This window comes from Moorena sp. SIO3I6 (assembly GCF_010672095.1).
Genome location: NZ_JAAHHU010000351.1, coordinates 1 through 4,506, shown reverse-complemented (window position 1 = coordinate 4,506; position 4,506 = coordinate 1). Strand labels below are relative to the sequence as shown.

The 4,506-nt window shown below is 46.8% G+C and carries 6 protein-coding genes; 3 read left to right on the top strand and 3 right to left on the bottom strand.

Annotation, left to right across the window (positions count from 1 at the left end; all coding sequences use genetic code 11):
- Window positions 1-1,304: CHAT domain-containing protein (locus F6K49_RS35850; protein WP_293104458.1), on the bottom strand; the 1,304-nt coding region annotated here is incomplete at its 3' end.
- Between the two features lie 173 nt (window positions 1,305-1,477).
- Here F6K49_RS35850 and F6K49_RS35845 point away from each other — a divergent pair.
- Together F6K49_RS35845 and F6K49_RS35840 are read left to right on the top strand one after the other, a co-directional pair.
- The gene (locus F6K49_RS35845) at window positions 1,478-1,603 is read left to right on the top strand and encodes a hypothetical protein (protein WP_293027354.1); all 126 of its coding nucleotides are present in this window, start codon (window positions 1,478-1,480) and stop codon (window positions 1,601-1,603) included.
- The gene (locus F6K49_RS35840; RefSeq protein ID WP_293027351.1) at window positions 1,581-1,760 is read left to right on the top strand and encodes a hypothetical protein; all 180 of its coding nucleotides are present in this window, start codon (window positions 1,581-1,583) and stop codon (window positions 1,758-1,760) included. Before F6K49_RS35845 ends, F6K49_RS35840 begins: the two co-directional genes overlap by 23 nt.
- 12 nt (window positions 1,761-1,772) lie before the next feature.
- Here the strand turns inward: F6K49_RS35840 and F6K49_RS35835 are convergent, their stop codons facing one another.
- Both F6K49_RS35835 and F6K49_RS35830 read right to left on the bottom strand, forming a co-directional pair.
- Window positions 1,773-2,687, bottom strand: coding sequence for a DUF1822 family protein (locus F6K49_RS35835; protein ID WP_293104455.1), 915 nt, complete (start codon window positions 2,685-2,687; stop codon window positions 1,773-1,775).
- Window positions 2,684-3,388 carry a sigma-70 family RNA polymerase sigma factor gene (locus F6K49_RS35830; protein ID WP_293104452.1) on the bottom strand — a complete coding sequence of 235 codons (705 nt, stop codon included), beginning with the start codon at window positions 3,386-3,388 and terminating at the stop codon, window positions 2,684-2,686. Before F6K49_RS35830 ends, F6K49_RS35835 begins: the two co-directional genes overlap by 4 nt.
- Window positions 3,389-4,008: 620 nt before the next feature.
- On the opposite strand from F6K49_RS35830, the gene F6K49_RS35825 reads away from it, so the two are divergent.
- The coding region (locus F6K49_RS35825; RefSeq protein WP_293104449.1) for a helix-turn-helix transcriptional regulator at window positions 4,009-4,506 on the top strand (498 nt) is incomplete at its 3' end.

Here is a 4,506-nt window from a genome sequence, read left to right as displayed (position 1 = left end):
TCTAGGACTTGGGCTAGGGTTTGATCTGGGAGGGGATAGCCATAGCGCTTGATCTCGGCATCTGTGGCTTCAACCACCAGCAAACGGGTGTCTACCCCTGGATTAGGTCGCAGCCGCATCAGCTGGTCAAATGCCTTTAGTTCCCAAAGCTGAAGCATTCCCAGCTGCCGGATTACCATAACTAAAATGGTAACCATCACACTGACGATCAGGGCTGATTGGAGCAGGTGGCGCTGGTGATGGCCACGCAACTGTTGCCAGGTTGGGGGTATGGCGGCGGGATTTTGACAAATCACTGGCAACCAACTGGCACAGGGACATTGATCTTCTAAACCTTGCAGTTTTTTCCGGGCTTCTTGCACTGCTAGATACAAGGACTTACCACTGGCAAAGGCTTTGAGAAAATATTGTAAAAACTGCTGTGCTATGAGATCCGGTACGGGCTCCCGCATAATAATCATGTGGGGAATGTGCAGCTGTTCTAGCTCATTGGCTAATCCTAAGCCATCACAGGAATTAAAAATTGCTAGGGACAATCCCCTTTCTATAGCTTTTTTGAGGGCTTCTCTGAGTTCGTCAATGGTTAAGCTATCGGTCTGATTGATATGAATCCGACCCCTTCCTGCTTCGGTTTCACTATGACCTGCAAAAAACAGAATATCCCAAGGTTGCTCCCACAGGGCTTCGTTGAGCTTCTGCCGTGGTTCTTCTACGAGGAAGGTAACCTCTGCAAAGGGTAAATTCTCTAGTAATTGTCGGTCTTGTTGGATATTAATCCCTTCGCTATTGCCCAGAATCGCTAGAATTCTAACCTTGTGTCGATCACGGCTCTGGTGCGATTTGCTTGGTTGTTGATACTCTGGAGTACTTAGGGCAATTTCTGCTTGGTGGTAACGCTCTAAAAATTCCCACTGATGCCAAGGAAGCTGCCTGAGCTGGGGATTTTTGGTACGAATCAGCACCCGGACTTCTTCGGTAGTGCCGACTTTTTCCAACCACTTTTCCCGCAGTGGACTAAATAACTCTGAACGGAGCCACCGATTTAAGCGATCGCATAATCCCTGACTCTGGTTGTTGATGGAACCACCGATTGCCACTCGTTTGATTTTGATTGCTCGCAAAGAGTTGCCCAGACTGCGATAGGTTGAGCGCCACTCACGATAGTGGTTAACGATGTTGGGGGCTGGAGGCAATCTGCCAGTAAGTTCTGTTTCGGGACGTTCGCTTTCTGAGCCAATTTCGAGAGTGACCCGAAAACCTTCCTCAAAATCCCCATCCAGCTTAAGAGTTACTAGCTTTGCCATTGGTTAGTTTTTTAACAGTTGACGGTTGACGGTTTACTATCAACCGTCAAAAATCAGCATTTTGTCTGATGTTATTTTCAGTTATAGCGCGTATGGAATAGGGAACAGGGAATAGGGCAAGACAGGGAGGGTGGCAGGTGTGGGGAGGGTAGGGAGGGTGGGGAGATGGGGAGATGGGGAGATGGGGAGATAGGGAGATGGGGAGATGGGGAGATGGAGAGATGAAATTGATGTTTAGTGCTAATTTCCAGAATTGGTATAGGGTTGATCATACTTATGAGCTACAGTCAATTTTCTGAGCGCTATTCCCTACTCCCTACTCCCAGGGAGTGCGCGTTCACGCTTAGCTTTGAAAAAGCGCGGGGTCGCACAGCTCCCTACTCCCTACTGGAGTCAGAGCTGCATCGCTCTTTCCTACTGATCCGAAGTTCCTTTATCCGCTGTTGCCTGTTTTGATCAATCCTAGTTTCACATTACAAACTCTTCGATCACACTGGCATTATCCAGAGCAACCTTGACACTGAAACGGTCTCCGGGTTCGCAACTAAAATCCAATTGAATGGCTTGATCCTGGTTTCTGGCTTGGGCATTGATCAGCATTTCTTGCTCCTCATCTAGCAAGAGCAACTGCAGATTGGGGGGTAGATAGGTTTGACCATTGATGGGATTGAGTTGTAGGAAAACATTCAGCTTTGTTTCGGATTCTGGGGTGAGCGCCACCACCAGAGCTACCCCTTGATTAGCTCCCCATTCAATCTGTTTACATCGCCTAATGGTCTGATCAGACTTGGTTCTAAAGGCGAAAGCTGGCTCAGCACCTTGGTTACCTAAAAGGGTTTCCAAACTCTGCCAACCTGCTTCAAACATATGCTCCAACCATTGACTGAGTTGTGTCATAGGTTGGAATTGATCGAGGTAGGCTGGTAAATCTTTTAGCGATCGCAATTGGTGGATGACTAATTGACTAGTTTCCGAGGTTGGGGAAAATCCCAACAGCGTCGCTTCAGTATGCTCTTGATCAATCTCAACGACTACATAGCCAATCCGGTTAAATCTAACCTCTTGGGGAATGGGACAAGTCAAATCACCGGGTTTGACAGGCCGACATTCCAAGCGCCCCAAACCGGTTACCCTCAGGTCAGCCACATTTTCAGCCAAGCGCACTACTGAATTCCAGCTATCCCCTGCAGTTAGGTCAGTCGGAATACCCAGGATCCGTAAATAGTTATTCACAGCACACACCGCCAGGGTGTTGAGATAGACTTGTTCAGCCTTTTGCTGGTTGGGTTGGTAGTGAGCGAATTGCTCAGCTATCTCTAGCGCCGACAGGGTAATCGGCATTGGGATTGACCAATCTGCTAGCATGTTGGCGTTGTGTATCATGATTTTTTCCTAGGTTGGGGTTTTGTGGTGCCTTTCGAGCTACCAGTCTTTGGCTTTTCTTCTATATATCCCTCGCATACACCAAATTTTCGCAACAGGGGTAAGCATTTACGGTTATAGAATTTGGGCAAATCTTTAGCTTCTGGTGGGGTTAGCTTAAATTCTGCTGCAATGGCTTTCCAAGGCTGATCAGGAGGGAGTCGAAGCTGGATTAGCACTTGGGCATTAATCTCAGGGCGTTTCCTAAAGCAAGTCTGACGTAACACTCCGTCTGGGTCTGTCTTTACCCAATCCAAGGTTTTTTGCCATATTTTCATAACTGGCTGTAGATCAGGAGCAGCTGGTACCCTATCTACAGGGTCAATAGTTTTACCTTCCTCTGTACTTAGGCCAGTAATTTGCCGCTTCTGTTGCCTATAGCCAGCATCTCGAAATCGTCTCAGTCGTTTTTTTAGTTCATCGTCGAGCCAAGTAATCACACCTTTGATAGTCGGGTCATACTGTTCAGGATGGCCACAGCAATATTCCCACATCTCTTGCAGAGCGTCATTATAATATGGGGTATATTCTTTCCAAAGCTTGCGGGATTTCATCACTAATAAATGTATCTGGCTCAGTGTTTGCCGACGTTCCAGACTTAATGGTGGATGATTACATGCTTCAGCAATCAGTTGACGGAGTATTCGATCTAGATTTTTCATCGGTAATGTCCCTGTTGTAAATGCGATCGCCTTTGGCGTGGCCTACGGCCAATCGCATAAGCGCGGAAGCGTTCGCAAAGCGTGGCCAAAGGCCTCAGCTTCATCGCCTTTGGCGTGGCCTACGGCCAATCGCATAAGCGCGGAAGCGTTCGCAAAGCGTGGCCAAAGACCTCAGCTTCCGGAGCGTAGCGTGGCCTACGGCCAATCGCGTTTAGTACGCATTAGTCTATCCATAGCGCTTATCACGTTAGTTGTTAGTAGTTGGTTAATTTTTGGTAGATGCTCAAACTAAGCACTAACCTCTACTCCTCATGAGAAGCGCTACAAAGGGCAGCCCGAAGACTGGACTCAGTATTGACCATCCCTAGACATCTTAGGCATCAATGTTGGGGAATGGCAAAAGTCACCCAGTATTTATTTACACGAGTGATCGGGGGGTTTTTCGCAAAAAAGCCCAAAAAAATTTTTTGTCCGATTTTTTGCGAAAAGTTTGGTTGAGAGGCGCTGTAACAAATAACTAAGCCAAGTGTGATTCAACAGGTGCGACCCGTGGCGAATTTAATTCTTAATGGGTCAAAAGCACCATTACAGTTTAAATCCAGTTAGTCGCTCAACAGACCATGTATACTCTCAGCAACACTCTAGAAAAATCCGCTCCTCAGGTGCAACAGTTAGACAATGGTCTACTGCAAGGAGTACTAGAAGGTTTTATTGACGGTGTTTTAATTCTGAATACACAAGGAGAGTTGGTTCATACCAATGAAACCGCTCGTGTTTTTTGTGAGCAACTTACACCGAACAGCAAACATCTTAAGGTGGTGCCTCAAGAAATCTGGCGTGTCTGCCAAGCCTTGAAAGACAGTGATGAATTCTATCCCCATCAATCTGTAATTATAGATTCAGAGATTACTACAAGTAACTCCACAACGTTTCGGATTCGGGCTAGATGGCTCAACCTGAGGATATCTGAGCAGCCTTATATTTTAGTTACCCTCGAAGACCAACGTCAATCCATTCATAGTATAGCCCTAGCTGAAGTTCATAAATATGGCTTAACTGCCCGTGAGGCAGAAGTCTGGTTACTGCGTCGAGTCAATTACTCCTACAAAGAGATTGCT

Bases quoted from the DNA above. Each gene is read 5' to 3' on its own strand.
- F6K49_RS35835 (WP_293104455.1), bottom strand. From the start codon at position 2,687: ATGATACACAACGCCAACATGCTAGCAGATTGGTCAATCCCAATGCCG.
- F6K49_RS35845 (WP_293027354.1), top strand. From the start codon at position 1,478: ATGGGGAGATGGGGAGATAGGGAGATGGGGAGATGGGGAGATGGAGAG.
- F6K49_RS35840 (WP_293027351.1), top strand. From the start codon at position 1,581: ATGAGCTACAGTCAATTTTCTGAGCGCTATTCCCTACTCCCTACTCCC.
- F6K49_RS35830 (WP_293104452.1), bottom strand. From the start codon at position 3,388: ATGAAAAATCTAGATCGAATACTCCGTCAACTGATTGCTGAAGCATGT.